We start from the raw sequence: 3,668 nt of genomic DNA on the forward strand, positions 1-3,668 counted from the left end.
CCAATGGGCAGGTGTTTTTGCTTAACCCCAACGGGGTGCTGTTCAGCCCTACCGCACAGGTCAATACCGGCGGGCTGGTCGCATCGACGCTTGAACTGAGCGATGAGGACTTTCTAGCCGAAAACTTCCGGTTTGAAGGCGACAGCACCGCAGCCGTCATCAACCAGGGCGATATCGAGGTGGCCGAGGGCGGCACCATCGCACTGATCGCAGCCACCCTTGTCAACGAAGGCACACTGCAGGCCACCGCCGGTAACGTATTGATGGGCGCGGGCCGCACGGTCACGCTGGATATGGGTGGGCCGGTCAAGCTCAACGTGGATGAAGGTGCGCTCAATACATTGATTGAACAGGGCGGTGCCATCCGTGCCGACGGCGGCACCGTATATCTCACCGCCCGCGCCGCCGGTGAACTGGCCAGCAGTGTGATCAACCATACCGGCATCACCCGTGCGCAAACACTGGCCAGTGGCGAGAACGGCGAGATCGTGCTGCTGGGCGATATGCAGCAGGGGCAATTGCAGGTGGCGGGTACGCTGGATGCGTCCGCCCCCGATAGCGGCGATGGTGGCTTTATCGAAACCAGCGCGGCCAAGGTCCGGATCAAGGATGGGGTGAAGGTCACCACCCTGGCCGACAGTGGCGACACCGGCGAATGGCTGATCGACCCCACCGATTTTACCGTCAGTGCCGGTAATGCCGAGAATACGAACAGCGGTATTGTTGCTGACACTCTGAGTTCTCAACTGGCTGGAAGCAATATCAGCATAGAAACGGCTGACGCAGGCAGTGAAGCCGGTGATATCACCGTCAAAGCGGCGGTCAGCTGGGACAGCGGCAACACCCTGACACTGAAGGCCCACCGCAATATCGAGATCAACGCTTCTCTGGATGCATCAAAGGGCAGCGGCGGCGAACTGGTGCTTCAATATGGTCAGGGAGCAGAAGACGGCATTATCGATGGCACTTCTGCTCACTATCGTGTCAACGCGCCGGTCAACCTGCGGGCTGGTCAAAATTTCACCACCCAGTTGGGCAGTAAAGGGACTCACCTTGTTTATACCGTGATTACCGAACTGGGGACGGCAGGCGATACTAATTCAACAACCCTCCAAGGCATCAAAAACAACCTCGATGGCCTCTATGCCTTGGGTAACGATATTGACGCCAAGACGACAAGCGACTGGAATTGCAGCACTGGCGGTAGTGATTGTCTGGGCTTTGATCCCATTGGGGATGGCAGCACCCGCTTTACTGGCACTCTGGACGGCCTCGGCCATGCCATTAACAATTTGACCATAGACAGGCCTGATGAAGATCGCATCGGCCTGTTTGGGTACACCGGCAGCGGCAGTGCCATTCGTCACCTTGGGCTCACCAATGCCACTGTAACAGGGAAAAACTACGTCGGCGGGCTGGTGGGCTACAGCAGCCACAACAGCAGCATCACCCAAAGCTACGCCACTGGCGCGGTCACCGGCACCAACCGCATCGGCGGGCTGGTGGGCAGCAGCGACGGCAGCAGCATCACCCAGAGCTACGCCACTGGCGCGGTCACCGGCACCAACCGCATCGGCGGGCTGGTGGGCAGCAGTGACGGCAGCAGCATCACCCAGAGCTACGCCACCGGTGCGGTCAACGGCCATACCAGCGTCGGCGGGCTGGTAGGCTACAGCTACAACGACAGCAGCAGCAGCATCACCCAAAGCTACGCCACCGGCGCGGTCAACGGCACTGACTACGTCGGCGGGCTGGTGGGCTACAGCAATATCCAGAACCGCTACAACAGCAACAGCAGCAGCAGCAGCAGTATCATCACCCAAAGCTACGCCACCGGCGCGGTCGAGGGCATTACCAACGTCGGCGGGCTGGTGGGCTACAGCAGCAGCAGCAACAGCGACTTCCTCAGCAACAGCAACAGCAACAGCAACAGCATCATCACCCAAAGCTACGCCACCGGCGCGGTCAAGGGCACTAGCAGCGTCGGCGGGCTGGTGGGCTACAGCTACAGTGGCAGCGTCAGCTACGGCGGAACTACCAGCCACGGAGGCAGCGGCAGCAGCAGCATCACCCAAAGCTACGCCACCGGTGCGGTCACTGGCGCTGACTACGTCGGTGGGCTGGTGGGCAAAAGCGAAAGCAACGGCTTCGACGGCAGCTTAGGCAGCAACAGCAACAGCATCACCCAAAGCTACGCCACCGGCGCGGTCGAGGGCACTACCAACGTCGGCGGGCTGGTGGGCTACAGCGACAGCTACCGCAGCAGCAGCAGCAGCATCACCCAAAGCTACGCCACCGGCGCGGTCACTGGTACTACCAACGTAGGCGGGCTGATGGGCCATAGCGCCAGCTACTACGGCGGCAGTAACAGCATCACCCAGAGCTACGCCTCCGATGACGAAGTCAGTCATCAACTGGTAGGCGAAAACTTCGGCACAGCTATCAACGATAGTTCCATGAAAACACTGGCCGATCTCCAGCAACTCAACACTTTTGAACACTGGGGTGCTGATATCGATGCCAAAGGCGGTACCGATAGCGTCTGGCGCTTGTATAAGGGTCATACCACGCCCCTGCTACGCGCTTTCCTGACCCCTCTTGCCTTGACTGTGAATGATGTCACCAGAACCTACACCGGCGAAAACCAAACCGTTACCGGCAGTTGGAGTGCCGATGCACCTTACACCCCCGACGGGGTACTGGGGTCGGTTACAGGTTCTGGCACTGATGCCGGTAACTATCGGTTCAATCTGGACAATACCTACTCCCACCAGCAAGGCTATGACCTGACCCTGGCCAACGGCACCTTCACCATCGGTAAGGCTCCGCTCAACGTCACCGCCAAGGATGCCAGCAAGGTCTATGATGGCCTGGCCTGGTCCGGCGGCAAAGACGTTGCCTATAGCGGCTTCGTCAACGGTGAAGGTACTTCCGTACTGGACGATAAACTGACCTGGGGCGGCGACGCCTTAACGGCAGTGGACGCGGGAACCTACGATCTCACGCCGTCCGGTCTGACCTCCGGCAACTACGATATCCGTTTTCAGGACGGTGCCCTCACCATCAAAAAGGCCCCTCTCACCGTCACCGCTGAGGATGCCAGCAAGGTCTATGATGGCCTGGCCTGGTCCGGCGGCAAAGACGTTGCCTATAGCGGCTTCGTCAACGGTGAAGGTACTTCCGAACTGGGCGGTAAACTGAGCTGGAGCGGCGACGCCTTAACGGCAGTGGACGCGGAAACCTACGCTCTCACGCCGTCCGGTCTGACTTCCGGCAACTACGATATCAGTTTTCAGGACGGTGAACTCATCATCAAAAAGGCCTCTCTCACCGTCACCGCTGAGGATGCCAGCAAGGTCTATGATGGCCTGGCCTGGTCCGGCGGCAAAGACGTTGCCTATAGCGGCTTCGTCAACGGTGAAGGTACTTCCGTACTGGACGGTAAACTGACCTGGGGCGGCGACGCCTTAACGGCAGTGAACGCGGGAACCTACGCTCTCACGCCGTCCGGTCTGAGTTCGACCAACTACGATATCCGTTTTCAGGACGGCACACTCACCATCAACAAAGCCCTGCTTGACGTGCTCATTACGGCTCAGGATGCCAGCAAGGTCTACGATGGCCTGGCCTGGTCCGGGGGTAACGGTGTCAGTGTCCAAGGCTTGGTA

At 59.5% G+C, this 3,668-nt stretch carries 1 protein-coding gene; it reads left to right on the forward strand.

Annotated features, from left to right (window positions below):
* On the forward strand, positions 1-3,668 hold a 3,668-nt coding region (locus CLV44_RS17105; protein WP_106593334.1), incomplete at both ends, for a beta strand repeat-containing protein.

This window comes from Marinobacterium halophilum, assembly GCF_003014615.1.
Taxonomy (GTDB): domain Bacteria; phylum Pseudomonadota; class Gammaproteobacteria; order Pseudomonadales; family Balneatricaceae; genus Marinobacterium; species Marinobacterium halophilum.